The 24,873-nt window shown below is 66.4% G+C and carries 25 protein-coding genes and 1 pseudogene; 19 read left to right on the top strand and 7 right to left on the bottom strand.

All coding sequences use genetic code 11. The features are described from left to right. Window positions 1-4: 4 nt before the first annotated feature. From aat to CR918_RS08435, 3 genes are all read left to right on the top strand, one after another. Window positions 5-745: a leucyl/phenylalanyl-tRNA--protein transferase gene (gene aat, locus CR918_RS08445; protein ID WP_059064188.1), complete on the top strand. Its 741-nt coding sequence runs from the start codon at window positions 5-7 to the stop codon at window positions 743-745. Window positions 746-831: 86 nt separating this feature from the next. Further along, a complete protein-coding gene (infA, locus tag CR918_RS08440) occupies window positions 832-1,050 on the top strand; it encodes a translation initiation factor IF-1 (protein WP_005409596.1) in 219 nt (72 codons plus the stop codon). 204 nt (window positions 1,051-1,254) lie between these two features. Beyond that, on the top strand, window positions 1,255-1,650 hold the full coding sequence (locus CR918_RS08435; protein ID WP_025879129.1) for a hypothetical protein: 396 nt from the start codon (window positions 1,255-1,257) through the stop codon (window positions 1,648-1,650). A gap of 73 nt (window positions 1,651-1,723) precedes the next feature. Here CR918_RS08435 and clpA read toward each other — a convergent pair whose 3' ends face one another. After that, window positions 1,724-4,006, bottom strand: coding sequence for an ATP-dependent Clp protease ATP-binding subunit ClpA (gene clpA, locus CR918_RS08430; RefSeq protein WP_099842446.1), 2,283 nt, complete (start codon window positions 4,004-4,006; stop codon window positions 1,724-1,726). Window positions 4,007-4,143: 137 nt separating this feature from the next. Between clpA and CR918_RS08425 the strand changes: the two genes are divergently transcribed. Next, window positions 4,144-4,956, top strand: coding sequence for an APH(6) family putative aminoglycoside O-phosphotransferase (locus tag CR918_RS08425; protein ID WP_099842445.1), 813 nt, complete (start codon window positions 4,144-4,146; stop codon window positions 4,954-4,956). Between the two features lie 46 nt (window positions 4,957-5,002). Here CR918_RS08425 and clpS read toward each other — a convergent pair whose 3' ends face one another. Then, window positions 5,003-5,329, bottom strand: coding sequence for an ATP-dependent Clp protease adapter ClpS (gene clpS / locus CR918_RS08420; RefSeq protein WP_025879127.1), 327 nt, complete (start codon window positions 5,327-5,329; stop codon window positions 5,003-5,005). A gap of 113 nt (window positions 5,330-5,442) precedes the next feature. Between clpS and CR918_RS08415 the strand changes: the two genes are divergently transcribed. The 8 genes and pseudogenes from CR918_RS08415 to CR918_RS08380 all read left to right on the top strand — a co-directional run bounded on the left by CR918_RS08415 (window position 5,443) and on the right by CR918_RS08380 (window position 11,117). After that, window positions 5,443-5,931, top strand: coding sequence for a hypothetical protein (locus tag CR918_RS08415; RefSeq protein ID WP_025879126.1), 489 nt, complete (start codon window positions 5,443-5,445; stop codon window positions 5,929-5,931). A 1-nt stretch (window position 5,932) separates the two neighbouring features. Continuing rightward, window positions 5,933-6,393 (top strand): annotated as a pseudogene (locus CR918_RS08410) (NUDIX hydrolase). Next, a complete protein-coding gene (mnmA, locus tag CR918_RS08405) occupies window positions 6,390-7,532 on the top strand; it encodes a tRNA 2-thiouridine(34) synthase MnmA (RefSeq protein ID WP_025879124.1) in 1,143 nt (380 codons plus the stop codon). Before CR918_RS08410 ends, mnmA begins: the two are co-directional and overlap by 4 nt. Then, window positions 7,529-8,143, top strand: coding sequence for a high frequency lysogenization protein HflD (hflD, locus tag CR918_RS08400; RefSeq protein ID WP_093818272.1), 615 nt, complete (start codon window positions 7,529-7,531; stop codon window positions 8,141-8,143). Before mnmA ends, hflD begins: the two co-directional genes overlap by 4 nt. Window positions 8,144-8,317: 174 nt before the next feature. Then, a complete protein-coding gene (locus CR918_RS08395) occupies window positions 8,318-9,508 on the top strand; it encodes a methyl-accepting chemotaxis protein (protein ID WP_025879122.1) in 1,191 nt (396 codons plus the stop codon). A 98-nt stretch (window positions 9,509-9,606) separates the two neighbouring features. Then, window positions 9,607-9,822: a hypothetical protein gene (locus tag CR918_RS08390; RefSeq protein WP_080148816.1), complete on the top strand. Its 216-nt coding sequence runs from the start codon at window positions 9,607-9,609 to the stop codon at window positions 9,820-9,822. Between the two features lie 154 nt (window positions 9,823-9,976). Continuing rightward, window positions 9,977-10,441, top strand: coding sequence for a hypothetical protein (locus CR918_RS08385; protein WP_099842444.1), 465 nt, complete (start codon window positions 9,977-9,979; stop codon window positions 10,439-10,441). A gap of 148 nt (window positions 10,442-10,589) precedes the next feature. Next, a complete protein-coding gene (locus tag CR918_RS08380) occupies window positions 10,590-11,117 on the top strand; it encodes a hypothetical protein (protein WP_025879120.1) in 528 nt (175 codons plus the stop codon). Window positions 11,118-11,284: 167 nt separating this feature from the next. Here the strand turns inward: CR918_RS08380 and CR918_RS08375 are convergent, their stop codons facing one another. Next, entirely contained in the window at window positions 11,285-14,044 is a 2,760-nt protein-coding gene (locus CR918_RS08375; RefSeq protein ID WP_025879118.1) for a bifunctional diguanylate cyclase/phosphodiesterase, read from the bottom strand. A gap of 143 nt (window positions 14,045-14,187) precedes the next feature. Here CR918_RS08375 and CR918_RS08370 point away from each other — a divergent pair, with 143 nt between their 5' ends. Then, window positions 14,188-16,290 (top strand): sensor histidine kinase, encoded by a 2,103-nt coding sequence (locus CR918_RS08370; RefSeq protein ID WP_099842443.1) that lies wholly within the window; start codon window positions 14,188-14,190, stop codon window positions 16,288-16,290. A 4-nt stretch (window positions 16,291-16,294) separates the two neighbouring features. Beyond that, entirely contained in the window at window positions 16,295-18,070 is a 1,776-nt protein-coding gene (locus tag CR918_RS08365) for an EAL domain-containing protein (protein WP_025879116.1), read from the top strand. A gap of 95 nt (window positions 18,071-18,165) precedes the next feature. On the opposite strand, the gene CR918_RS08360 is transcribed toward CR918_RS08365, so the two are convergent. From CR918_RS08360 to flgA, 4 genes are all read right to left on the bottom strand, one after another. Then, window positions 18,166-19,383 carry an ATP-binding protein gene (locus CR918_RS08360; protein WP_025879115.1) on the bottom strand — a complete coding sequence of 406 codons (1,218 nt, stop codon included), beginning with the start codon at window positions 19,381-19,383 and terminating at the stop codon, window positions 18,166-18,168. 92 nt (window positions 19,384-19,475) lie between these two features. Then, window positions 19,476-19,814 (bottom strand): flagella protein, encoded by a 339-nt coding sequence (locus CR918_RS08355; protein ID WP_025879114.1) that lies wholly within the window; start codon window positions 19,812-19,814, stop codon window positions 19,476-19,478. Next, a complete protein-coding gene (gene flgM, locus CR918_RS08350; RefSeq protein WP_025879113.1) occupies window positions 19,811-20,116 on the bottom strand; it encodes a flagellar biosynthesis anti-sigma factor FlgM in 306 nt (101 codons plus the stop codon). Before flgM ends, CR918_RS08355 begins: the two co-directional genes overlap by 4 nt. A gap of 75 nt (window positions 20,117-20,191) precedes the next feature. Further along, on the bottom strand, window positions 20,192-20,848 hold the full coding sequence (gene flgA / locus CR918_RS08345) for a flagellar basal body P-ring formation chaperone FlgA (RefSeq protein WP_099842442.1): 657 nt from the start codon (window positions 20,846-20,848) through the stop codon (window positions 20,192-20,194). A 132-nt stretch (window positions 20,849-20,980) separates the two neighbouring features. On the opposite strand from flgA, the gene CR918_RS08340 reads away from it, so the two are divergent. The 5 genes from CR918_RS08340 to flgE all read left to right on the top strand — a co-directional run bounded on the left by CR918_RS08340 (window position 20,981) and on the right by flgE (window position 24,855). Then, window positions 20,981-21,925, top strand: coding sequence for a chemotaxis protein (locus tag CR918_RS08340; RefSeq protein WP_025879111.1), 945 nt, complete (start codon window positions 20,981-20,983; stop codon window positions 21,923-21,925). Window positions 21,926-22,085: 160 nt separating this feature from the next. Then, window positions 22,086-22,481, top strand: a complete 396-nt coding sequence (gene flgB / locus CR918_RS08335) for a flagellar basal body rod protein FlgB (protein ID WP_025879110.1) — start codon at window positions 22,086-22,088, stop codon at window positions 22,479-22,481. Between the two features lie 3 nt (window positions 22,482-22,484). Continuing rightward, complete coding sequence (gene flgC, locus CR918_RS08330; protein ID WP_025879109.1) at window positions 22,485-22,892, top strand: flagellar basal body rod protein FlgC; 408 nt, start codon at window positions 22,485-22,487, stop codon at window positions 22,890-22,892. Window positions 22,893-22,915: 23 nt separating this feature from the next. Beyond that, a complete protein-coding gene (locus CR918_RS08325) occupies window positions 22,916-23,599 on the top strand; it encodes a flagellar hook assembly protein FlgD (RefSeq protein ID WP_025879108.1) in 684 nt (227 codons plus the stop codon). 32 nt (window positions 23,600-23,631) lie between these two features. Continuing rightward, entirely contained in the window at window positions 23,632-24,855 is a 1,224-nt protein-coding gene (flgE, locus tag CR918_RS08320; protein ID WP_032974827.1) for a flagellar hook protein FlgE, read from the top strand. Window positions 24,856-24,873 lie beyond the last annotated feature (18 nt).

Below are 24,873 nucleotides of genomic sequence, written 5' to 3'. Positions count from 1 at the left end.
CGGCATGACCCGTCAGTTGCCCTGGCGCCTGGCCGATGCGCCGGATGCCCCCTTCCCGCCGGCAGAGACAGCGCTGCGCCAACCCGATGGCCTGCTTGCGGTGGGCGGCGACCTGCACCCGCTGCGCCTGCTCAATGCCTATGCCGGCGGCATCTTTCCGTGGTTCAGTGAAGGCGAGCCGATCCTGTGGTGGTCGCCGGACCCGCGCATGGTGTTCCGTACCGACGGCGTGCACCTGAGCAGCAGGTTCCGCCGGCAGCTGCGCGGCAACTGCTGGGAAGTGACCGCCGATACCGCCTTCAGCCAGGTGATGCGCGCCTGCGCCAGCGCGCCCCGCCCCGGCCAGGACGGCACCTGGATCAGCCCGGCGATGGTGGATGCCTACAGCCAGCTGCACGACCTGGGTTTCGCACATTCCTTCGAGGTATGGGATCGGCAGACGCTGGTTGGCGGCATCTATGGTGTGGCCATCGGCACGATGTTCTTTGGTGAAAGCATGTTCAGTGGCGAAAGTGGCGGCTCCAAGGTGGCGCTGGCCGCACTGGCACGCACGCTTCACGGCTGGGGTTGGCCACTGATCGATGCGCAGGTGGAAAATCCGCATCTGCTGCGCATGGGCGCCGAGCACCTGCCGCGTGCGCCGTTTCTGCAGCAGGTCCGCAGCGCGGTACAGGCGCCGGGCCGGGAAGGCGCCTGGACCCGGCTCGTCGGGCGCGTGCCAGCAGCGGATTTTGCCGGGGAATAACACAATCTTTGCAAGCTGGGCGTTTGACGCGTAAAATGCTGCGCCTTAGGCCCAGCGTGGCCGTTTTCTGAACCGCACAGGACTACATGTCGAAAGACGATTCCATCGAGTTCGAGGGCACCGTCAGCGAGACGCTGCCGAACACCACTTTCCGCGTTCGTCTGGAAAATGGGCACGAAATCATTGCCCACATCTCCGGCCGCATGCGCAAGAACTACATCCGCATCCTCACCGGTGACCGGGTCAAGGTTGAAATGACCCCGTACGACCTGACCAAGGGTCGTATCACCTACCGAATGAAGTAAGCGGCTGGCGCGTTGCGCCACCTCGACAAGGCCAGCCCTGGACGCTGGCCTTTTGTCATGCCTGGAATCCGGCCCTGCCGGACGGCACCCTGACCGAATGCACCGTGACATCGGTCAGCCATGCTTGCGGCAGATTCGCATTCGCAGCGGCGGCGTCATCGTGGCATCCGATCCAGTCCGGATCGCCACCCCCTGCCCCCTGCCATGAACGTGACCTCCCTGCCCGCTGGCTTCGCCGCCCTGGTATTCAGCACTGCCGCCCTGATCGCACCCGCCGCCCAGGCCGCCGACACGCCGTCGGCAAGCGCCGGTGACAGCTGCATTGCCTTGAGCGAAGACCAACAGATCGTCCGCGCCGGCGCCGATCGCGATGTGCTGCTGCGCAATGGTGACCAGCACTACCGCGTGGTGTTCAAAGCCTCCTGCAACGGCGCCGTGACCTCGCGCCGGCTGGCCTTTGAAACCCAGGGCGAAAGCAACCAGCTCTGCGCCGGCTCACGCAGCGTACTGAAGACCGACCGCGCCAGCTGCACGGTCGAGCGGATCGAACCCCTCGAAGCTGCCACCTTCCAGCGCATGGCCCGCCAGCGCAGCCGCTGAGGAGCTGACACGACAAGGGCGGCCTGCGCCGCCCTGTCGTTGCTTCCGTTGCCGGGCGCTGCCCGGCACATCCTTACTCCACCGTGGCCGGCAACAGCCGTTCCGGCTCGGCCTGCGCCTCGACCACCAGCTCGTCGTTGCGCACGTCGATGCTGACCTTGCCACCGTTGACCAGCTTGCCGAACAGCAGTTCGTCGGCCAGCGGGCGCTTCACCTTGTCCTGCAGCACCCGCGCCATCGGGCGGGCGCCCATCAGCGGGTCGAAACCGTGGTGGGCCAGCCAGTCACGCGCAGTCGGTGTGGCCGACAGGCTGACGCGCTTCTCCTGCAGCAGCATCTCCAGTTCGATCAGGAACTTGTCCACCACGCGCAGGATGTGTTCGAAGCCCAGCGGCTGGAACTGCACCACCGCATCGAGGCGGTTGCGGAATTCCGGGGTGAACGCACGACGGATGGTCTCCATCGCATCGGTGGCGTGGTCCTGCTTGGTGAAACCGATCGAGCGCCGCGAGGCCTGCGCCGCGCCGGCGTTGGTCGTCATCACCAGCACCACGTTCTTGAAGTTGGCTTCGCGGCCGTTGGTGTCGGTCAGCACGCCGCGGTCCATCACCTGCAACAGGATGTTGAAGATGTCCGGGTGCGCCTTCTCGATTTCATCCAGCAGCAGCACGCAGTGCGGCGTCTTGACGATCTTCTCGGTCAGCAGGCCACCCTGGTCGAAGCCGACGTAGCCCGGGGGCGCACCGATCAGGCGGCTGATCGAATGCGGTTCCATGTACTCGGACATGTCGAATCGGACCAGTTCGATGCCCAGCTGCAGCGCCAGCTGCTTGGTCACCTCGGTCTTGCCGACACCGGTGGGGCCGGCGAACAGGAAGTTGCCGATCGGCTTTTCCGGATTGCCCAGGCCCGAGCGTGCCAGCTTGATGGCCGACGCCAGGGTGCCGATGGCCGGATCCTGGCCGAAGATCACCATCTTCAGGTTGCGCTCCAGGTGCTGCAGCACATCCTTGTCGGTGGCGCTGACCTGCTTGGCCGGGATGCGCGCCATCTTGGCGACGATGGCCTCGACTTCCTCGACGTCGATCAGATCCTTGCGCTGGCCTTCCGGCATCAGGCGCTGGCGGGCACCGGCCTCATCGATCACGTCGATGGCCTTGTCCGGCAGCAGGCGATCGGCGATGTGCTTGACCGACAGGTCGACGGCGGCCTGCAGCGCTTCATCGGCGTAGGTGACGCCGTGGTGGGCTTCGTACTTGGACTTCAGGCCCTGCAGGATCTCGTAGGTTTCGCCCACGGTCGGCTCGACGATGTCGATCTTCTGGAAGCGACGGGCCAGCGCCCGGTCCTTCTCGAAGATGCCGCGGTATTCCTGGAAGGTGGTCGAGCCGATGCAGCGCAGCTCGCCCGACGCCAGTGCCGGCTTGATCAGGTTGGAGGCGTCCATGGTGCCGCCCGACGCCGAACCGGCGCCGATGATGGTATGGATCTCGTCGATGAACAGCACCGCATTGGGCACCTTCTTCAACGCGGTCAGCACGCCCTTCAGGCGCTTTTCGAAGTCGCCACGGTATTTGGTACCGGCCACCAGCGCGCCGAGGTCGAGCGAATAGATGACCGCATCGGCCAGCACGTCCGGCACCGAACCCTCAACGATGCGTCGGGCCAGGCCCTCGGCAATCGCGGTCTTGCCGACGCCGGCCTCGCCCACGTACAGCGGGTTGTTCTTGCGGCGGCGGCACAGGACCTGGATGGTGCGCTCGATCTCGTCGGCACGGCCGACCAGCGGGTCGATGCGACCGGCACGGGCCTGCTCGTTGAGGTTGCTGGCGAACTCGGTCAGGGCATCGCCCTTGGGCTCGCCTTCGCCCCCTTCCATGCGGCCCTCACCCTCGGAGGAGGACGGCTGCTCGCCTTCCTCGCCCAGCTTGGCGATGCCGTGGGACAGGTAATTGACCACATCCAGCCGGGTGACATCCTGCTGGTTGAGGTAATAGACCGCGTGGGAGTCCTTCTCGCCGAAGATGGCAACCAGCACGTTGGCGCCGGTGACCTCCTTCTTGCCGGAGGACTGCACGTGGTACACGGCCCGCTGCAGCACGCGCTGGAAGCCCAGCGTGGGCTGGGTATCGCGGCCGTCATCTTCGGCCAGGCGGGACACGGAGGCCTCGATGGCCTGCTCCAGCTCCTGGCGCAGGCGGTCGGCGTCGGCGCCACAAGCCTTCAATACGGCCTGGGCGGATGGGTTGTCGAGCAGTGCCAACAGCAGGTGTTCGACCGTCATGAACTCATGTCGGGCCTCACGGGCGCGCTTGTAGCACTGGCCGATGGTGTGTTCGAGGTCTTTGCTGAACATGGATTACTCCGGCGGCAGTTGGAGACAATATGCGGCCTGACTACACGATTTCCATCACCCTAGCGGATTGCGACGTTCAGATGGCGTTAGCACTACCAAACGCTTGATCATCGTTCACTCCAGGACAGCCCACCCACATGAGCGAACCCTACCTGAGCCGCTGGCGATTGCGACGTGATGGTCCTTCGATCCGTACCCCCCATGCCCGGCTCTGGCCGGTGCTGACCGCCTCTGGCGAGGCGGCCATGTTGAAGGTGAGCACGGAGACAGAGGAACAGAACGGCCATCGCCTGCTGCGCTGGTGGAACGGCGATGGTGCCGCACGCCTGCTGGCCCACGAGGGGCCGGCGATCCTGATCGAACGGGCGCACGGCGATTCGCTGCGGCAACGCTCGATCAAGGGCGAGGACGACGCCTGCACCATGATCCTGTGCCAGGTCCTGCAGCAGCTGCACCGGCCACGGAGCGCGCCACCAGAAGATCTGGTCTGCCTGCGTAGATGGTTCGCCGATCTGCTGCAACCAAGGGCACCGCTGCCGCCATTGCTGGAACAGTGCAGATCGCTGGCGATGGCACTGCTGGAGGACGAGCAGGAGATCCGGCCCCTGCATGGCGACCTGCACCACGACAACATGCTGGATTTCGGCGCGCGGGGCTGGCTGGCGATCGACCCGAAGCGGTTGCTGGGCGACCGCGCGTTCGACTACACCACGATGTTCAGCAACCCGGACCTGTGCGGGCCGGGCATCCATGTGGCAACACGACCCGAGCGCTTCCATGCCCGGGTGGAACAGGTCTGCCGGCTGGCCGATCTCGAGCGCACGCGGCTGCTGCGCTGGATCGCGGCCAGTGCCGGCCTGTCAGCGGTGTGGTTCAGGGATGATGGCGACCCGGCCGACATCGATGAGGCGGTGGCCGTGATGGCCCTGCAGGCGCTGGCGGAGGCGTGACTCGAACCTGGCAGGTGCCCACCCTGGTGGGCACGCCGCGCCAGGGTCAGGCCTTTTCCATCGTGCACAGCAGCGGGTGCTGGTTCATCCGCGCGTACTCGTTGACCTGGGCCACCTTGGTTTCGGCCACTTCGCGGGTGAACACACCGCAGACGCCACGGCCACGGGTGTGGACGTGCAGCATCACCTGGGTGGCCTTGTCCAGGTCCATGTTGAAGAACTGCTGCAGGACGTCCACGACGAAATCCATCGGGGAGTAGTCGTCGTTGAGCAGCATGACCTGGTAGAACGGCGGCGGCGCCACTTCCGGGCGCGCGGGCTCCACGGCAACGCCGTGCTCGTGGTGGGAATCGGGGGCGGACTCGCGAGGCATCTGCCGATTATAAGGGGTGCGACGGCCTTGCGTAGGCCCCGCGTGGAATGGACGGCACGGGCGCCCGCCGTCACAATTGCACCTTCCCACACACTTGGTTTCACAGGATCTTCATGAAAAGGACCCTTCTCTCCGCCCTGCTGATCGCCCTGGCTGCCGCGGGCACCGCTGGCGCTGCGACCACCACTGACAGCACGAAGGCCGACAAGGCCGTTGCCCGTCACCTGGAAAAGCTGGGTTACACCTACGAGGTCGATGAAGACGGCGATTACCAGATGGTGTTCGATGTCGAAGGCGATCGCACCCAGATCGTCTATGTGCGCTCGTCGGTGGAAGACTTCGGTACCCACAACATCCGCGAGATCTGGTCGCCGGGCTACACCTCGCAGACCAAGCAGTTCCCGGTGGCCGTGGCCAACCGCCTGCTGGAAGATTCGCAGGACGCCAAGATGGGCGGCTGGGTGAAGCAGGAATCGACTGCGATGTTCGTGGTGAAGATCGATGCCGACGCCACCTCCGACCAGCTCAGCGACGCCATCGATGCGGCCATCCGCACCGCCGACGCGATGGAGCTGGAGCTGACCAAGAAGGACGATCTCTGAGTTGAACACCTCGCCGGACCCGCGCTGGGCACCGCATGCAACCGTCGCCACCGTGGTGTCGACGGCGGCAGGGTGCTGCTGGTGGAAGAAACCATCGAGGGCCGGCAGGTGCTGAACCAGCCGGCCGGGCATCTTGAGCCGGGTGAAAGCCTGGCCGAGGCTGCCCTGCGCGAGACCGTCGAGGAAACCGGCTGGACGGTGGAACTGACCGCCTTCATCGGCTGCTACCAGTGGACCGCCGGTGACGGAACCCCGTTCCTGCGCTTCTGTTATGCCGCGCGCCCGGTCTCGCACGACCCGGCGCGGCCGCTGGATGCCGGCATCGATCGGGCGCTGTGGATGACCCCGGCCGAACTGCAGGCCGCCGCCGGACGCCAGCGCAGCCCGCTGGTCTGGCAGGTGCTGGCCGACTACCTGGCCGGCCAGCGCTATCCGCTTGCACTGGTCCGGGAGGTCGCATGAGCAGCCCTCGGGTGATGGTTGGCGTGTCTGGCGGCGTGGATTCTTCCGTGGCTGCCTGGCGCCTGGTGCAGCAGGGCGAGGCCGTGGCCGGTCTGTTCATGCAGAACTGGGCCGACGACGGCAGCGGTGACTGCCGCGCCGAGGACGACCGCCGCGACGCGGTAGCGGTCTGCGGACTGCTGGGCATTCCGTTCCATTTCCGCGATTTCTCCAACGAATACTGGCAGGGCGTGTTCGAGCACTTCCTGGCCGAATACGCCGCCGGCCGCACGCCCAACCCGGACGTGCTGTGCAACCGCGAAGTGAAGTTCAAGCACTTCCTTGATGCGGCCCGCGAACTGGGCGCCGAGCGGATCGCCACCGGCCATTACGCACGCATTGCCCAGCGCGGCCATCAGTGGCTGCTGCTGCGCGGCGCCGACCGCTCCAAGGACCAGAGCTACTTCCTGCACCAGCTGGGGCAGGAGCAGCTGGCGGCCACCCTGTTCCCGATTGGTGACCTGGAAAAGAGCGACCTGCGCCGGATCGCCCGCGACGTCAGCCTGCCAACCCACGCCAAGAAGGATTCCACCGGCATCTGCTTCATCGGCGAGCGCGATTTCCGTGAGTTCCTTGGGCGCTACCTGCCGGCCAAGGCCGGGCAGATCCTCGATCCCAGCGATGGCAGCGTGATCGCCGAACATCCTGGCGTCTTCTATTTCACCCTGGGCCAGCGCGAAGGCCTGAACATCGGCGGCGTGCGCGGCCGCCCTGCCGCGCCCTGGTATGTGGTCGGCAAGGACGTGGCCAGCAACGTGCTGTACGTGGACCAGGACCGTGACAGCCCGTGGATGCTGTCCAACAGGCTGCGCTCGGAGACCGCGCACTGGATTGCCGGCGCACCACCGGCACGGCGTTTTGAATGCACCGCGCAGACCCGCTACCGCCAGCCCGATGAGCCGTGCACGGTGGATGTGCTGGACGACGGCAGCGTGCAGGTCACCTTCGCCCGGCCGCAGCGTGCAGTCACCCCCGGGCAATCCCTGGTGCTGTATGACGGTGAGGTCTGCCTGGGTGGCGCGGTGATCGCCGCCACCGACGCGCCGCTGGAACAGCGCCTGCGCACCACCCCTTCTCCTTTTGAGGTAATCGCTGCATGAGTTTCACTGTCGACGACCGCGTTCTGGCTTTGGCCGGCATTGCCCAGGCCCTGCAGCAGGTACGCCGTATCGCCGATACCGGCCACTCCGACGCCGCTGCCGTGCGCACTGCCGTGGACAGCGTGTTCCGCATCGATGCGGCCTCGCCGCAGGCGGTTTTTGGCGATCGGCACGCCCTGAAATCCGGCCTGCGCCTGCTGCACAATTATTTCCGCAGCCAGGGCCAGGACCCGATCCTGCCCAAGCTGGCCCTGTCGGTACTGCAGCTGGAGCGCCGCTTCGTGCAGGACGGCGCTACCGTGAACAAGGTCGCCTCGGGTATCGAGCGCGCCCAGCGCCAGGCCACCGAGCTGGGTGACAGCGGCCACCCCGATGTGCTGGCCGCGCTGGGCGGCCTGTATGCAGACACCATCAGCCACCTCAAGCCGCGGGTCATGGTGCAGGGCAACCCGCATTACCTGGGCCAGGCCGGCGTGGTGGCCGAGATCCGTGCGCTGCTGCTGGCCGCCGTGCGCGCCGCCGTACTGTGGCGGCAGCTGGGTGGCAGTTACTGGGACTTCCTGCTCAGCCGCAAGGCGATGGTCGAGGCCGTGGACCGGCAGCTGGCCTGAGGGCGGGGAGCCCGCCGGGCATGGCCCGGCGCTGGCGACCGAGCGCCCCGAGGACAGCGCCGGGCCATGTCCGGCGGACGGCGCCAGAAATCCGGCGCATTCAGTGAGCACATCGACGTTAAAGAGAAAGGGGGTACGGCCGATACATCCTCCGTGCACCTCCCGAGAACGTCCATGTACTCACGCATTTTCATCCGTCTGGCCGCCCCCCTGGCTCTGACCCTGCTGCTCCCCTTCGCCATCGGTTTCGAATGGCCGGTTGCCCTGCGTTGGGCGATCCTGACCACGATGACGCTGAGCTGGCTCGGCTTTGCGTGGTGGACCGCCCGCGCCCAGGCGCACCGTTCCCCGGAACATGCCCGTGTCCTGCGTGAGCAGGACCAGCTGCTGACCGAACTGCGCAACTTCGTCGGCAACGAGATCGACGGTTCGCGTGGTGAAGTGGAACGCGCCCGCGACCTGATCCGCCAGGCCGTCTCCAGCCTCGGCGGCAGCTTCGATGCCATGAACCGCAAGTCGCGCCAGCAGAGCCAGGCCCTGTCACGCATCGTCGACCGCGCTGGTGACGAAGGCGGCGCCGGCCTCGACGTTGCCCGTTTCGCCCAGCACGCCAGCCACCGCATGGAACAGCTGGTGGAAGCGCTGGAGCAGGTCAGCGGCCAGAGCAGCACCACCGTGCAGCACATCGACCAGATGGCGCAGCACCTGGATGGCATCTTCGCGCTGCTGGAAGACGTCAAGTCGATTGCCGACCAGACCAACCTGCTGGCCCTGAACGCTGCCATCGAAGCTGCGCGTGCCGGTGAAGCCGGTCGCGGTTTCGCCGTGGTTGCCGACGAGGTCCGCAACCTGTCCGAGCGTTCGACCACCTTCAACGAGCAGATCCGCAAGCTGGCACACAGCTCCAAGGATGCCATCGCCAAGGTCCGCGAGACGGTTTCGCACATGGCCTCGCGCGATATGGACCGCTCCCGTGAAGCGCGCCAGGAAGCGGCGGCGATGCTGGACAACGTGGCCCAGATCAACGCTTCGCTGGGTGACGGCATGCGCGAAGTGTCCGACTGCGCGCGCTCGATCGATGGCAGCGTGGCCGAAGCCGTGCGCGCCCTGCAGTTCGAGGACATCGCCACCCAGGCCCTGGGCGGCGTGCATACCCACCTGGACCGCCTGACCGCGATCAACCGCGAAGCGGTGGCCCTGCAGGAACTGCTGCACCGCAACGGCGGCGTGTTCGACGAAGAAATCGCCTCTGCCCTGCAGCGCACCGGCAACCGCCTGCGCGAACTGCGCAGCGAATGGGAGCGCCCGCCGCACAAGCCGGTTGCCCAGCAGAGCATGGGCGCCGGTACGGTCGAGCTGTTCTGATCCTGATGTCCGCTGCCCCGTCCGGCAGCGTGCGAGGCCCCGGTTCTGCCGGGGCCTTTGCGTGTGACCCGCCTTTGGATGCATCCTGCAAGCGCACCATGACCCTGATCCGCGCCCTGCCCCCGATCAACGAGAACGAGCGCCCGCGCAATGCGGGCGTACGTGAGCAGCTGCGCCAGCTGGAAGAGGTGGCCCGCGAAGAAATCCAGGAGCTGCAGAAGCTGGCCGACGCGCGCCCTGCCCCACCGGCAGCCGGCGATGACGTGCTGGGCCTGGCGTGGGACCTAGGGTTGGATGGGGAAGCCTTGAGGTAGATCCACGCCATGCGTGGATGGCTTTCACCCGAGCACCAGCCATCTCAGGTCTTCCTGTCGATTAGTGCCCGCTGCCAACAGCGATTTGAGAATTGTTGCATGGCTTGAGCCGAGCCGGCAGGACACACTGCCTTTTTGCAACCCAGACATCAGCATGACGCTAGACCTTCACAAGGCCCACGAAGCCTTCGAACAATTTTTGATGATCATGGACGACCAGATTGAATGGCTTGTCGACCAGGCGCACGTCCACGGCATCGACCTTGACGGCAGCCTGGAGAGCCTTGATCGCCTGGAGATCCTGTACACGACGATGGCTGCAACGCTATCGGAGGACGAACAGAATGCTTTGAGGGTTGTGTTTGCACGATATCTGGGCGATGTAGTGTGGGAGCATCACGGCGGCAAATGGACCCTGCCACTGGATGACCCCAAGGACATAAACTTCAACATGCCGGTTATCGTGGGACACTCATCCTGCCCGTGGCTGGAATTCAATCCCATCCATACGATGCGAGCCTATTCACTTCGGCCCAGGCCGGGAATGATCCGAAACATCGTCGCGCACAGTGTTGATCCACAGATTTTGGATCTCAGTGATCTGGCGGAAGAGGATTGATCCAGAGGGACTGCTGGCCACCTGCGCTTTCTCGGGCGTGCACGCCACAACGCTACGGATGTCCTGACATCATCCACGCTTGGCGTGGATCTACTGGCGTGGCGTAATCGCTATGGCATGATGCGCCGGTCCCGTTCATGGAAGACCGATGGCCATCGCCCTGATCGCATTGCTGCTGATCGAACTCCTGCTGCTGGCCCTCTGGGCGCCGTTCTTCTTCCGCACCGGCATCGCGCTGTTCAACCAGCGCATCGCCGCTACGCCGGCAGAGCTGGCGCAGCTTTCACTGGCCGGTCTGGAGCATGACCTGCCGCCCGATACCTGGCTTTGCCTGGTGTTCCGCGCGCTGCCGGACGGCAGCATCGCCTTTCGCGAGAGCTTCGTGCCGAGCGTTGGCCGTCGCTACTTTCCGCTGATGCGCGGGCGGGTGATGATCGATGCACGGCGCAGGGAGGTGCGGGTGATCGGGCTGTGCAGCTGGTTCGCGCTGGGCCTGACACTGATGCTGGTGCCGGTCATCCTCGTCCGACCCGCTGCGTGGCCGATGCTGGTGGCCCTGGTGCTGTTCTACATAGGCTATTTCATCCAGCGCCGACGCTATGTAGAGGTGGTCGAAGCGGTACGCGCACGACTTCGCTCCGAATTTCCGAAGCGCTTGGTTGCCGCGCCGCAGTAGATCCACGCCATGCGTGGATGGCTGCGAGTGCAGGCATCAGTGCCGACCAACGGTCGGCACCCACCAAAGCGTGCCCAACGGTCGCCCCCCCCCCCCCCCAGGCTTGCCCAACGGCACCCACCAGGGCTAGCCTTGGAGTAGATCCACGCCATGCGTGGATGAGTATGTCAGCGCGCCAGCATCACTTCGCTGGCGGCATCGGTGCGGCCTGGGGCGAGGTGCTGCTGGCGCAGCCACTGCGCCAGGTCGCGCGGTGTGAGCGGGCGCGAGTACAGGTAGCCCTGGATCTCGTCGCAGCCCTGGCGGCGCAGCATGTCCTCTTCCTGGTGCGTTTCCACGCCCTCGGCCACCACCTTCATGCCCAGTGCGTGGCCAAGATGGACGATGGCCTGGGTCACCTCGGCGGTGCCCGAGTCGTGCAGCATGCCCTGCACGAAGCTGCGGTCGATCTTCAGGCGGCCGACCGGGAAACGGTTGAGGTAGTTGAGGTTGGAGAAGCCGGTACCGAAGTCGTCCACTGCCAGCGGCACGCCGTGCCGTTCCAGCACATCGAAGCAGTGGCGCAGGATGTCGGTGTCACGGATCAACGCAGATTCGGTCAACTCCAGCTCCAGCCGCTGCGGCGGCCAGCCATGCGCGTGGCAGATCTCGATCACGCGCTCGGCAAAGCCACGATCACGCAACTGCACCGCCGACACGTTTACGGCGATGCGCTCGAAATGCAGGCCGGCACGATCCCACGCGGCTGCCTGGCGACAGGCTTCGGACAATACCCAGTCGCCGATGCGGACGATTTCGCCGCACTTTTCGGCGATCGGAATGAATTCTGCCGGGCTGCAGTAGCCGATGCCCGGGCGATGCCAGCGTAGCAACGCCTCGATTGCGGGGGGCTCGCCGTGATGGGCGTGCAGCAGTGGCTGGTAGGCCAGGCTGAACTCGTCGCGCTCGATGGCGCCGTGCAGGCCGTGCTCGATCTCCAGCCGGCGCTGGATCCGCGCCAGCGCGTCCTGGCTGTAATACTGATAGGTATTGCGACCAGCTTCCTTGGCCGCGTACATCGCCGCGTCGGCAGCGCGCAGCAGCGAATCGAAGTCGGTCTGGCTCTCGCCGAGCATGGCGATGCCCACGCTGGCGCCCACTTTCAAGGTGGTGTCGCCACGGCGCAGCGGCTCGGCCAGCGAGTTGATCAGCTTGCGCGCCACGTGCCCGGCATCTTCCGGTTCGGCCAGGTCGCGCAGCACCACGATGAACTCGTCGCCGCTGAAGCGGCCGAACAGGTCGTTGTTGCGCAGGTTCTGGTGCAGCCGGGTTGCGGCGGCCTTCAGCAGCGCATCGCCGGTGGCGTGGCCGAAGCTGTCGTTGATGTTCTTGAAGCCGTCCAGATCGATGAACAGCATCGCCAGCGAGGTGCCGCGATCACGCGCTTCCTCGATGGCTTCGGAGGTCTGCTCGCCCAGCAGCACCCGGTTGGGCAGTCCGGTCAGCAGGTCGTAGTGGGCAAGCAGTTCAATCCGCTCGTTCGCTTCGCGCTCGCGGGTGATGTCACGGAACAGGACCACAAAGCGCGGCGGCAGGCCATCACGACGGTCCAGTTCGATCAGCACCTGCACCCATACGCGCAACCCGGACTGGCGGTAGAAGCACAGATCCAGCTGCTCCGGCAGGCCGCCACCGGCAATGCGCCCCAGCGCGGCTTCAAACGCCGCACGCGAATCCTCGGCATACAACGCGAGCGCCTGGTCGAGGGTGATCGGTTCCTTGCGCAGGCCGTGGATGCGATAACACTCCTCGGTCCATTGCATGTTGCGCGTCGCCACTTCGATCTCGCAACCACCGATGCGCCCCAGCGCGGACACGCGGTTGAGCAGCTCGGTACGCCAGCGGATGAGGGCATCGGTCTGATGCTGTTCGGTGATGTTCTGCACCTGCCCCAGCAGGCGCTTGGGCTGCCCGTCCATGTCCAGCAACGGTTGCATCCACAACCGCAGATGCTGCGAGGGTTCGTTGCCGCGGGTCAGTTCCAGTTCGAGGTTAGCGGCCCGGCCATCGCGCCACAGGCGGCGCCAGGCCGCACGCAGTGCACCACGTGAGCGCGGGTGCAGCTGCTTGAGCCAGCGTCGCTGCCCCGGGATGCTGTCCTGCCGCAGCGCCAGCAGCGAGCGCAGTTCCGGCGACCACCAGAATTGCCGGCTGTGCGGATCGAACGACCAGCTGCCCATGCTGGCGATGCGCTGGGCTTCGCGCAGATGCAGCTGTTGCTCCTGCAGCAGGGCTTCCAGCTGCTTCTGCTGCTCGATGTCGGTATGGGTGCCGACCATGCGCAGTGGCTGGCCATCGGCGGTACGGGCCACCACCCGGCCGCGGTCCAGCACCCATCGCCACTGGCCATCGGCCTGGCGGAAGCGGAACTGGGCGCTGTACTGCTCACTGTCGCCGTGCAGGTGTTCATCCAGCGCGGCGCGCACCTGGGTGATGTCGTCGGCGTGCACGCGCGCCAGTATCTGCGTGGCCGTTTCCTCGCCCAGCGCGGGCGTGCGCGCCACGCGGTCGCTGGGGATGTCCCAGTCCCACAGGCTGTGGCCGGCGCTGTCCAGTGCAAGTTCCCAGCGACCGCCACCATCAACCGGCACCGGCTCGGGCACGCTGAGGGTGAAGGCGAGCAGGTTGCCGCTGCCGTCATGCACGGCGCGCAGGTGGCCATCGTAATGGCCGCGCGGGCCGCCCGGCAGCGTGCAGGCGACGATGCCACCGTCGGCGGCCAGCAGGCGCAGGTCTTCCAGCATCGGCGCGTAGGCGGCCACCGTGGCCGGCAGGCCATGCTCGCGCGCAGCCGGATTGGCCGCGAGCGGGCGCCCGCTGCGGTCGACGATGACCAGCGCCGAGGCGAGCGGATGCTGCAGCAGGCTGGCGATGATCCCTTGGTCCACGCGATCTTGCTCCGGATGAAACGCCCGACAGCGGGGCACGCAGTGGTTAACGGCGCCTGCGGCGGATAATTGAGTGGCCAGGGCACAGCTGCGCGGTAAGATGGCCCGTACCCCTTCTCCCTGCCCGCCTCCCTGCCCTGTCCATGCCCGTAGAACCGACCGGCACCGCCCCTGTTTCCGACCCGCGGATGGCGCAGGCGCTGGGGCGCGACCGTCGGCGCATCGTGCTGAGCTACCTGGCGATGGCGCTGGCCTGGATGATCGCCACCGACGGCGCGGTGACCGCGCTGGTGCCCGACCCGCAGCAGGCGGCGCTCTGGCAGAGCATGAAGGGCGCGTTCTTCGCTTTGGCCAGCGCCGGCCTGCTGTACCTGCTGCTGCGGCCGCTGGCCGAGCACGTGCTGCACACCCATGCCCGCCTGCAGGCCTCCGAACTGCGCCTGCGGCAGATGTTCGAGGGCAACCCGGGCCCGATCCTGGTGTATGACCTGGACAGCCTGGCCATCCTCGATGCCAATCCGGCCGCCTGCACCACCTTCGGCTGGGACCGCGAGGCGCTTCTGGCGCAGACCATCGACGTGCTCTGGCCACCCGGCCAGGACCAGGCGTTGCAGACCAAGCTGGAGGAGATCCGCGGCGCGCCCGACCAGCTGTGCATCCTGCGCGCGCAGTTGCAGCTGCGTGATGGCAGCCTGCGGCAGATGGAACTGCGTTCGAACGCGATCGACTACGACGGCCACACTGCGCGCCTGCTGATCGCCATCGACCGCACGGCCGAAGACCTGGCCCAACTGCGGCGCGACCAGGCATTGGCCCGCGTGGAAGAAGCCCACGAGTTGGCCCGGATCGGCGCGTGGGAGCTGGACCCGTCCACCGGCCAGGGCCGTTACTCCAACCAGGTCTATCGCCTGCTGGGCCGTCGCCCGCCCGAGGCGCGACGCTGGCACCGTTTCGACGAGCTGCTGGTGGCAGCCGACCCGGCCACGGCGGCACAGACCGACCAGGTGCTGGCCGAGCTGTGCTCGGGTGAGCAGGTGCAGGTGGACGTGCTGCTGCCGGTACTGGCAATGGATGGCCGTGCGCTGATGGTGCACCTGCGTGCCGCCAGCGGCGTGGATGAAGCCGGACGTGACCGGATACTGGGCACGTTGCAGGACGTGACCGAGCGTGAGCAGTCGCGGCGCCTGTTGCGCGAACGCGAAGAGCAGTTCCGCGAGCTGGTGCGGGTGCTGCCCGATGGCGTGGTGATCCTGTCCGACGAACATGTGCTGTATGCCAATGCGTGGGCGGCCGGCCTGTTCGGCTACGGCAGCCACACGCTGCTGGGCGAGCCGCTGTCGGCCCTGGTGGCAGGCGGCGACCTGGCCCGGATGCGCGCGCAGATGCGCGCCGGGCAGCCGCAGCACAGCCCGGGCCACAGCAGCGTGGTGGCCATGCAGCGCGCCGATGGCCGCAGCTTCCAGGCTGGCATTGCGGTGGGCGACGTGCGCTACGGCGGCCGCGACTGCAAGCTGCTGATCGTGCGCGACCTGAGTGAATCCGAACAGACCCGAAGCGCGCTGGAGACCAGCAACCGCGAGCTGCAGGCGATGGCCGGCCGCCTGTTCTCGCTGCAGGAGGACGAGCGCCGGGCAATCTCGCGCGACCTGCACGATGACATCGGCCAGGCGATCACCGCGATCAAGCTGTCGGCCTATGCGGCGCAGGACGAGGACGATGCGCAGCGGCGCGGCGAGGACCTGGCGCAGATCGTCAGCCTGGCTGATACCACTGTCGCCAAGCTGCGCGACATCTCCACCCTGCTGCGGCCGCCGCAGCTGGATGCGCTGGGCCTGGAAGCGGCATTGAGCTGGCAGGCACGCGTGCTGTTCCGCTCGTCCACCGTCGAGCTGCAGGCCGAGATCGAATCGCTGCCCACGCGCCCGGACAACAGCATCGAGCAGGCCTGCTTCCGCATCGCCCAGGAAAGCCTGACCAATGCACTGCGCCACGCGCGCGCCAGCCAGGTGGTGCTGCAGCTGCGCGACGTCGACCAGCGCGGGCTGCACCTGATGATCCGTGACGATGGCGAAGGGTTCGATCCGGATGGCCCGCGCGGCCTCGGCCTGATCGTGATGCGCGAGCGCGCGCAGAGCGTGGGCGGCCACGTGCGGATCGAGTCGGCGCATGGCGCCGGTACCCTCGTCGATGTCCACCTTCCTTACCAGCCCGCTGTTACGGCGGCCGTCGAGTCAGCGGAATACTGAGCCCATGTGGAACCCCAACCTGCCCCCGGTCAGCATCGATGATGCACCTGATCGCCTCGGCGCCGGCAACCCCGAGTTGCAGGCGATGGTCGCCGAAGCCGCCTCCGGAGGTACCCCGCTGATGCTGATGCATGTGGACATCGACCACTTCGCCTCGGTCAACGAGAACATGAGTGCGGAGGTTGGTGACCAGGCCCTGGTGCTGGTGGCCCAGCGCCTGCAGTCCTACCTGCGCGGACGCGGCATGCTGTGGCGGCATGGCAGCGATGAGTTCCTGATTGCCGTGCCGCGCACCGCCGATCTGCCCCTGGCCGAGGATTTCGCCGAAGAGATCCGCCAGCAGATGGAACTGCCCCTCTCGGTACTGCCCTATACGCTGTTCATGACCGGCAAGCTGGGCGTGAGCCTGTGCCCGGAGCACGCCAGCAATGCCTCACGCCTGCTCGACCATGCCGAGGATGCGCTGTACCAGGCCGCCCGCGAAGGCGGCAATGCGGTACGCATCCATGCGGTGGACACGCCGCCGAGCGCGCACAGCGAGAGCATCATCGCGCGGCAGATCGTCGATGCCATTCCCAACGGCGAACTGAAGCTGCGTTACCAGCCGCTGGTCAGTGCCCGCGATGGCCATGTGGTGGGCATGGAGGCGCTGCTGCGCTGGCAGTCGCCGACCCTGGGCATGCTGGTACCGGAGCGCTTCATGCGCACCGCCGAGCGCCTGGGCATCATCGTGCAGATTGGTACGTGGGTGCTGGAGGGTGCATTGAAGCAGGCCCGGCTGTGGCGCGACCAGGGCTTTGATGACTTCACCATCGCGGTGAATGTGTCCACCCTGCAGCTGCTGCGCCCGAATTTCTTTGCCGAAGTGATGGGCGTGATCCAGGCGTCCGGCGTGCCGGCGCAGATGCTGACACTGGAAATCAACGAAAGCGCGCTGACCAACAACGTCAACTTCGTCCACGAAACGCTGGCCAACCTGCGCAACGAAGGCATCAGCCTGAGCCTGGACAACTTCGGCACCGGCGATTCGAGCCTGAGTGCGCTGGTGCGCTACCCGGTGGACAAGCTGAAGATCGACCGCAGCTTCATCAAGAGCGCCCCGGCCGGCAACCGTGAAGCGGCGATCGCACGCGCGATCATTGCGATGGGCCATCAGCTGGGCATGACGGTGATCGCCAACGGCGTGGAATCGCAGGCACAGCTGGGCTTCCTGCGCCGCAACGACTGCGACGTGTTCCAGGGCTACCTGTTCGGCGAACCGATGTCCGCCGATGCCGCCGGCATGACCCTGCGCCGCCGCTACCTGCGCCCCGAAGCGTTCGCCGAAACCCGGCCGGACCGCACCCTGCTGCTGCTGGATGACGAGGAGAACGTGCTGCGCTCGCTGGTGCGCCTGTTCCGCCGCGATGGGTACCGCATCCTGGCGGCAGGCAACGTGCGCGATGCATTCGATCTGCTGGCCATCAACGATGTGCAGGTGATCCTGTCCGACCAGCGCATGAGCGACATGAGCGGCACCGAGTTCCTGGGCCGGGTGAAGATGCTGTACCCGGACACGATCCGGCTGGTGCTGTCCGGCTACACCGACCTTAACACGGTGACCGATGCGATCAACCGCGGTGCGATCTACCGGTTCCTGACCAAGCCGTGGAACGACGACGAGCTGCGCAAGCACATCCACCAGGCCTTCCGCACCTACGAGGAACAGCGGCGCAGCAACGGTGGCCTGGCGGCTGTCGAGCCGGCCGACGGCGGTGAGGATCGTTCGCCGCTGCGCTGAACCCCGCACACGGGTAGTGCCGGCCGCTGGCCGGCAGATGCGGGGTTTCCAGGTTCATCGGGTTGCCGGCCAGCGGCCGGCACTACCGTGCTGCTTCAGCGCGGCTGCTTGATCGGCAGCACCAGGCGGAAGCGCGAGCCGACGCCCGGGGTACTGTCCAGATCGATGCGGCCGTGGTGCTTGTTGATGATGCTGTAGGAGATCGACAGGCCCAGCCCGGTACCGCTGCCGACCGGCTTGGTGGTGAAGAACGGATCGAAGATGCGCTGGCGCAGTTCCGGCGAAATGCCGCCGCCGGTGTCTTCGAACTCGACCCACACCGTGTCGCCGTCCACGCCGGTACGCACGGTGATCGTGCCGCGCTCGGCGATGGCGTGGCCGGCGTTGAGCAGCAGGTTCATGTAGACCTGGTTCAACTCCGAGGGCAGGCATTCCACCAGCGGCAGCTGGCCGAACTCGCGCACCAGGTGCACCTTGTACTTGAGCTCGTTCCAGATGATGTTGATGGTCGATTCAAGGCCGGAATGCAGGTCGACCAGCTTCCACGATTCGTCGCGGCCGGAATAGGAGAAGTCCTTCAGGTCGCGCACGATGCGGGTGACGCGCTCGATGCCTTCGCGTGACTCGGCCATCAGCTGCGGCAGGTCGCGGCTGATGAAATCGATGTCCAGGCGGTCACGGATATCGTCGATTTCCGGAATCAACGCCTTCGGGTCGGGCGCACGCAGGGCGCGTTCGTAGGCCTCGATCACCGTGAACAGGCTGCGCAGGTATTCCTGCAGGCTGCCCAGGTTGGAATGCACGTAGCCGATCGGGTTGTTGATCTCGTGCGCCACGCCGGCGGCAAGCTGGCCGATGGACGCCATCTTTTCCGACTGCAGCAGCTTTTCCTGGGTGCCGTTCAAGCGCAGGTAGGCCTGGCGCAGTTCGGCATGGCGCTGCTGCAGTTCGCGTTCGTAGTCTTCCTGGCCTTCGATATGGCGGAACAAGGCCAGGTAGTGCCCCGAACCGGGTTCGCCATGGAAGTACAGATGGGCGATGACCACGCCCTCGCCCAGCGGCAGGCTGCCGTTCCAGTGACCGTGCTGGCGCGCATGTTCGAGCGCATCCGGCGGCAGCAGCTGGCGCAGGCGCTGTGGCGGCGGCAAGGTGCCTTCATCGCTGCCCAGCAGGCTCTGCGCGGCCGGGTTGGCCAGGGCGACCTGCCCATCTTCGGTGAACAGCAGCAGGCCTTCGCGCAGGCGCTCAAGCAGGGCCTGCAGCACCGGTTGCGGCGGAAGGGGGGCGGTAACCAGAACGTTGGCGGCAGACACGGCGGCTCGGGGCGATCAAACAGGCGCCCAATATACGCGTTCATGCGGCGGCCTACAGCCGCCATCGGGCGGTCAGCCGACCGCCGGTCCTGTCAGGCGACGGCGAGTGGCCGCCGCGCGGTGACGGTATGCGACTGGCCCTTCGCATCGTATGCCGAGGACTCTTCGGTGCGGCCCATCTGGCGCAGTGCCCAGTTGACCTCGCGCCGGCGCCGCGACAGCAGCACCCCGTTGGCGCGGTTGCGCTCGGCCAGTTCCTGCAGCTGCTCGCCCTCGCCCACCGGTGGCGCGCCTTCCAGCGCACGCAGCGCTTCCAGCTTCGCGCCGGTGGCACGGATCAGGGCGTGCACGTCGTGCTCGACCAGGGCCTGGCGTTCAACGTCCAGGGCCTGGGCAAGGCGCTGCAGCGGCTCGCTCATCGCCGCGGTCATCCTTGCAGCTGCTGGTCCAGTTCAAGCATGCGCGAAGCGATCGCGTCCGGATTGATCTTGTAGGTGCCGTTCTGCAGCGATTCGCGCACCGCTGCAACACGCTGGGCGTCGATCGCCGGGGCGGTGCTCAGCTCACGCTCGATGGCCTGCAGGTTGGTGGCTTCGCCGGTCAGGCGCAGGCTGTCGGCCGCCTCGACTGGACGTGCCGCCGAATCGGTGCTGACGCCGGGCTTGGCGGCCGGGGTGGTCACGCTGCGCAGTGCCTGGGGGACCTGCAGGTTGCCGTCGATTTTCTGGCTCATGGGGTGTCCTGGAGTTGCCGTACACAAGGGATAACGGCCGCAGGGCCGTGATCTTTAGGGGAATTCTGCATTATTTCAACGCGCCACGATTACGTCACCGGTCGCGTCCACCGTGCCCTGCACGATACGGCGCGAGGACAGGTTTTCCACCGAGACGCGCTCGTTCTGGCCGGCATCGCCCAGTGCGCGGCCGGCGATGCGGACCTCGACCGAACCACGCCGCGATACCAGTGCCACACTGTCTCCTCGCTTGATGAGACGCTGTGCAACCAGATCGTTGCTCGACAACAGTGTTCCTGCCGGCAACGGCCGACGGGCGATGCGGCCGATCGCTGCGGCAGGATCGGCCAGCACTGCGCCGGCAATCCGTGCCGCGTCACGCTGGGCAGTACTGATATCGGCGGCGGCGATGGATTCTCCAGTGCCGATGCCACGGGTCAGCACCAGCACGGTCTGGTTGCGGCGCACCTTCACCGGCACGAACAGGCGCCAGCCACCGGCGTCGGGACAACTCACTTCCACGGTGGTGTTTGCCGTGGGCTGCACCTGCAACGCGCCGCCGCAACGCGGAAGGCGCAGCGCATCAGCAACCACGGCCTCACCTTCAGTGCCGGCGGCCAGGGTCGACAACGCGGCAGCACGGATGCTGGCCACCGCCTGCCAGTCGGCAGCGGTTGCCCACGGCGCGGCCACGGCCATTGCAGTGGCAAGGAAAAGAACAATGCGGCGCATGGCGCCTCCTGTCGGTAAGACCTGGCCCAGACGCGTGCAAGCTGCGTGCCACAGGCACAGGGCGGACAGCTTCCCGGCCGCGGCCCTGCACTCGCCCTCAAGTTCCCCCCTGCCCGCGCCGATACAGCAGCCATGTCCCATGACCTGCTCAACCGGATCGACCAGCGAACCCGACTGGCCGGCCACAATCGCCTGGCGCTGCTGCTGTTCCGCCTCGGCGGACGTCAGCTTTTTGGCGTCAATGTCTTCAAGGTGCAGGAAGTGCTGCGCCGCCCGGAACTGTTCCAGGTGCCCGGCCTGCCCGGCCAGTTCGCCGGCGTGGCCGACGTGCGCGGCCGTTCGGTGCCGGTGCTGGACCTGGGCCTGGCCATCGGCCACCCCGAGCGCGAGCCCGATGCGGACACCGCACCCGGTTACCTGGTGGTGACCGAGTTCAACCGCTCGATCCAGGGCTTCCTGGTCAGCGGCGTGGAGCGCATCGTCAACATCGCGGTGGAAGACATCCACCCGCCGCCGGAACTGGGCGCTGAATCGAGCTACCTGACCGCGGTGACCCGCTTCCAGGGCGAGCTGATCCAGGTGATCGACGTGGAAAGCGTGCTGGCCGACATCGCCCAGGTGCGCGGTGAGGCCGTGCTCGACCCGGCCATGGCGATGCCCGCCGACGCCCCGCAGCTGCAGGTGCTGGTGGTGGATGATTCGCGGGTGGCGCGCCAGCAGATCCGCAGCGTGCTGGACCAGCTGGGGGTGGGCGCGACCCTGCTCTCGGACGGCAAACAGGCGCTGGACCACCTGCTGCAGATCCATGCCTCGGGTGAAAACCCGGCCGAACGCTACGCCATGGTGATTTCGGACATCGAGATGCCGGCGATGGACGGCTACACGCTGACGACGGAAATCCGGCGCCATGCCGGCCTGTCCGGGCTGTACGTGCTGCTGCATACCTCGCTGTCGGGCGTATTCAACAATGCGATGGTCGAGCGCGTGGGTGCCAACGCCTTCGTCGCCAAGTATTCGCCGCACGAGCTGGCCGACTTCGTGCTGGACCGCCTGCGCAAGGTGGCGATGGCGGCGTAAGGCCGCCGCACGCGTCTCCGCCGGGCACGGCCCGGCGCTACCAGACACCTGCTCCGACCCACGGTAGCGCCGGGCCATGCCCGGCGAGCGCGATGTTGCGCACCACGGTTCTGGCACACCGCTTGCAGCTTCCCGGGCAACGTTCCCGTGGGAGTGCACCGTGCGCAACCTGATTACCGACTACCTGGGCGTCCATGCCCAGGCAATGCCGTTGCGCGAACAGCGCATGAAGCTGATCGCCAGCAACCTCGGCAATGCCGACACCCCCGGCTACAAGGCCCAGGACCTGGACTTCGATTCGGCCCTTCGCCATGCGCAGGGGCTGGATGCCAACGGCCTGATGACCACCACCAACGAGCAGCACTACGAAATCGGTAGTGGCCTCAACCCGTTCCAGGTGGCCCGCGAGGGCGTACAGCCCAGCATCGACGGCAACACCGTCGACCCCGATGCCGAACGCGCCGCCTATGGCCGCGCTGCACTGGAATACCGCGCTTCGCTGAGCTTCGTCGAAAGCAAGGTGCGTTCCATGCTCACCGCGATCACGGGGCAATAAGCCATGAGCAACCTGCCGATCTTCGATATCGCCGGCTCCGCGCTGCAGGCGCAGTCGGTGCGCATGAGCACCATCGCCTCCAACCTGTCCAACGCTGACAGCATCGCCGGCTCGGCCGACGCGGTGTACAAGCCGCTGGAACCGATCTTCCAGGCGGTGACCAGCAAGACCGATCCGAACATCACCTCGGTGCAGGTCAAGGAGATCACCCAGAGCAACGCGGCGCCGATCAAGCGCTACGAGCCGGGCCATCCGCTGGCCGACGGCGATGGCTACATCTACCAGCCCGACGTCGATCCGGTGGCGCAGATGGTCAACCTGATCTCGACCTCGCGCAATTACCAGGCCGGCGTGGAGATGTTGACCACCGCCAAGGAACTGGCCCTGGCCACCCTGACCATGGGCCGCTGAGGCCCGCTGCACCGGACACCGCCATGACCACTGCCGTCAACAACCAGAGCAACCAGGACGTCTACGCCGCACTCGGCCTGAACGCCCCCAACAGCAACGCCACCAAGAAGAAGAACACGCTGGACCAGGCCGATTTCCTGCGCCTGATGACCGAGCAGCTGCAGCACCAGGATCCGCTGAAGCCGATGGACAACACGCAGATGGTCTCGCAGATGGCGCAGATGTCGACCGTGCAGGGCATCACCGATCTGAACAAGTCGGTGAAGGGCTTCCAGGAGTCGATGGCCAGCGACCAGGTGCTGCGCGGTGCCGCCCTGGTCGGCCACCAGGTGCTGGTGCCCTCGGAAAAGCTGGTGCTGGAAAAGGAAGGCTCGGTGGAGGGCACGGTTGCCGCGCCGGCCGCCGGCATCGTCACCGTGGACGTCACCGACGCCAACGGCGCCAAGGTCACCTCGATCAGCGTTGAAGCCAAGGCCGCCGGCGAGACCGCGTTCACCTGGGATGGCAAGGATGCCAACGGCAAGCGCATGGAGCCGGGCAAGTACAACATCGTCGCCAACCACGTCGACACCACCGGCAAGAGCACCAAGCTGTCCACCTTCGTGCAGGCACCGGTGGAAAGCGTGACCGTCGGTTCCGACGGCCTCTACCTGAATCTCAAGGGCCTGGGCACGGCCCCTCTCGACTACGTGCTCCGCGTCAGCTGAGCCGCACCTACCGCATCCAACAGGAGCATCCCATGGGCTTCAACATTTCCCTGTCCGGCATCAACGCTGCCAACTCGGACCTGAGCGTCACCGCCAACAACGTGGCCAACGTCAACACCACCGGCTTCAAGCAGTCGCGTGCGGAATTCGCCGACCTGTTCGCCGCCACCAGCTACGGCCTGTCCAAGAACGCGATCGGTTCGGGCGTGCGCGTCTCCAACGTGGCCCAGCAGTTCATCCAGGGCAACAACGAGCAGACCGGCCGCAGCCTGGACATGGCCATTTCCGGTGAGGGCTTCTTCACCATGAACATGAACGGTGCACGCGTGTACTCGCGCGCCGGCAACTTCCAGACCGACGCCGCCGGCTACGTGGTCAACCCGCAGGGCGCACGCCTGCAGGTGTTCGCTCCGAACGCCGACGGCACCAACTTCGACGCCGGCCGCCTGGTCGACCTGCAGCTGCTGACCACCGACAGCCCGCCCAAGCAGACCAGCGAGGTCAAGGTCGGCTTCACCCTGCCCGGCAATGCCAAGCAGCCGACGGTGACCACCTTCGACCCCACCAATTCCAACAGCTACAGCCATTCCAGCGGCGGCATCACCGTGTATGACTCGCTGGGCGTCAGCCACACCCAGGTGTCCTACTTCGTGAAGGAAGCGGCCACCAACGCCTGGACGGTGCACAACTACGTCGATGGCCAGCCGGCCGGTACGCCCACCCCGCTGACCTTCGACAACGCCGGCAAGCTGACCGCACCGGCCAACGGCAAGATCAGCCTGGGCACCTTCACCCCGACCACCGGCGCCGGCGTGCTGAACATGACGCTGGATGTGAGCGGCTCGACCCAGTACGGCGAGAAGTTCGCCCTGCGCAATACCCAGCAGGATGGCTACGCGGCCGGCAAGCTCAACGAGATCACCGTTTCGGAAACCGGCGTGGTGTTCGCCCGCTATTCCAACGGCGACGACAAGCCGCTGGGCCAAGTGGCACTGACCAGCTTCAACAATCCGCAGGGCCTGGAACAGAAGGGCAACAACCTGTGGGTGGAGACCTTCGATTCGGGCACGCCGCGCACCGGCGCCGCCGACACCTCCAACCTCGGCAAGATCCAGGCCGGTTCGCTGGAATCCTCCACCGTCGACCTGACCGAACAGCTGGTCAACATGATCACCGCGCAGCGCAACTTCCAGGCCAACGCGCAGATGATCACGACCCAGGACCAGATCACCCAGACCGTCATCAACATCCGTTGATGACCTGCTGACCCTGTC

It is taken from the genome of Stenotrophomonas indicatrix (assembly GCF_002750975.1).
GTDB classification, from domain to species: Bacteria; Pseudomonadota; Gammaproteobacteria; order Xanthomonadales; family Xanthomonadaceae; genus Stenotrophomonas; species Stenotrophomonas indicatrix.
Note: the sequence above shows the minus strand (reverse complement) of the source record. Positions and strands in the feature narration are given on the sequence as shown.

Coding starts and splice junctions, on each gene's coding strand:
- aat (WP_059064188.1), top strand. CDS start 5: ATGACCCGTCAGTTGCCCTGGCGCCTGGCCGATGCGCCGGATGCCCCC.
- infA (WP_005409596.1), top strand. CDS start 832: ATGTCGAAAGACGATTCCATCGAGTTCGAGGGCACCGTCAGCGAGACG.
- CR918_RS08435 (WP_025879129.1), top strand. CDS start 1,255: ATGAACGTGACCTCCCTGCCCGCTGGCTTCGCCGCCCTGGTATTCAGC.
- clpA (WP_099842446.1), bottom strand. CDS start 4,006: ATGTTCAGCAAAGACCTCGAACACACCATCGGCCAGTGCTACAAGCGC.
- CR918_RS08425 (WP_099842445.1), top strand. CDS start 4,144: ATGAGCGAACCCTACCTGAGCCGCTGGCGATTGCGACGTGATGGTCCT.
- clpS (WP_025879127.1), bottom strand. CDS start 5,329: ATGCCTCGCGAGTCCGCCCCCGATTCCCACCACGAGCACGGCGTTGCC.
- CR918_RS08415 (WP_025879126.1), top strand. CDS start 5,443: ATGAAAAGGACCCTTCTCTCCGCCCTGCTGATCGCCCTGGCTGCCGCG.
- mnmA (WP_025879124.1), top strand. CDS start 6,390: ATGAGCAGCCCTCGGGTGATGGTTGGCGTGTCTGGCGGCGTGGATTCT.
- hflD (WP_093818272.1), top strand. CDS start 7,529: ATGAGTTTCACTGTCGACGACCGCGTTCTGGCTTTGGCCGGCATTGCC.
- CR918_RS08395 (WP_025879122.1), top strand. CDS start 8,318: ATGTACTCACGCATTTTCATCCGTCTGGCCGCCCCCCTGGCTCTGACC.
- CR918_RS08390 (WP_080148816.1), top strand. CDS start 9,607: ATGACCCTGATCCGCGCCCTGCCCCCGATCAACGAGAACGAGCGCCCG.
- CR918_RS08385 (WP_099842444.1), top strand. CDS start 9,977: ATGACGCTAGACCTTCACAAGGCCCACGAAGCCTTCGAACAATTTTTG.
- CR918_RS08380 (WP_025879120.1), top strand. CDS start 10,590: ATGGCCATCGCCCTGATCGCATTGCTGCTGATCGAACTCCTGCTGCTG.
- CR918_RS08370 (WP_099842443.1), top strand. CDS start 14,188: ATGCCCGTAGAACCGACCGGCACCGCCCCTGTTTCCGACCCGCGGATG.
- CR918_RS08365 (WP_025879116.1), top strand. CDS start 16,295: ATGTGGAACCCCAACCTGCCCCCGGTCAGCATCGATGATGCACCTGAT.
- CR918_RS08355 (WP_025879114.1), bottom strand. CDS start 19,814: ATGACCGCGGCGATGAGCGAGCCGCTGCAGCGCCTTGCCCAGGCCCTG.
- flgM (WP_025879113.1), bottom strand. CDS start 20,116: ATGAGCCAGAAAATCGACGGCAACCTGCAGGTCCCCCAGGCACTGCGC.
- flgA (WP_099842442.1), bottom strand. CDS start 20,848: ATGCGCCGCATTGTTCTTTTCCTTGCCACTGCAATGGCCGTGGCCGCG.
- CR918_RS08340 (WP_025879111.1), top strand. CDS start 20,981: ATGTCCCATGACCTGCTCAACCGGATCGACCAGCGAACCCGACTGGCC.
- flgC (WP_025879109.1), top strand. CDS start 22,485: ATGAGCAACCTGCCGATCTTCGATATCGCCGGCTCCGCGCTGCAGGCG.
- CR918_RS08325 (WP_025879108.1), top strand. CDS start 22,916: ATGACCACTGCCGTCAACAACCAGAGCAACCAGGACGTCTACGCCGCA.
- flgE (WP_032974827.1), top strand. CDS start 23,632: ATGGGCTTCAACATTTCCCTGTCCGGCATCAACGCTGCCAACTCGGAC.